The following is a 421-nucleotide window of genomic DNA, read 5'->3' on the forward strand; positions in this document are numbered from 1 at the left end:
CTTGCTGCCTGCCCAGTACATCCGTGCCTACGTCAAGCGCAACAAGACCGATGCAGCCGATGCCGCAGCGCTGCTGGAGGCCGCCCGTGCATCCGATATGCGCCCGGTGCGGGTGAAGTCGGTAGAACAACAAGCCTTGCAAGGCATGCACCGCATCCGCAGCCTGTGGATGGGGACACGCACTTCGCGCATCAATGCACTACGCGGCTTCTGCCGAGAGTTTGGGATTGCGATTCCCGTAGGAGCGCGCACTGGTGTGGAAGCGATCAGCCGGGTGCTGGCAGACCCCAGCACCGCTGTGCCCGATCTGATCCGGGGTACAGCCAAGCTGTTGGTCGATGAGATTCACCTGTTGGAGGCCCGCATCGCCCAACTGGAGCGCGAGCTGGCTGCCATTGCCAGGTTGAGTCCAGCCTGCACC

At 63.2% G+C, this 421-nt stretch carries 1 protein-coding gene; it reads left to right on the plus strand.

Features of this window, described 5'->3' with window-relative positions; translation table 11 throughout:
* Positions 1-421, plus strand: a 421-nt coding sequence (locus AC1D1Y_RS26555) for an IS110 family transposase (RefSeq protein ID WP_477684977.1), incomplete at both ends; no start/stop codon positions are given.

Source organism: Polaromonas sp. P1_G1 (genome assembly GCF_056405595.1).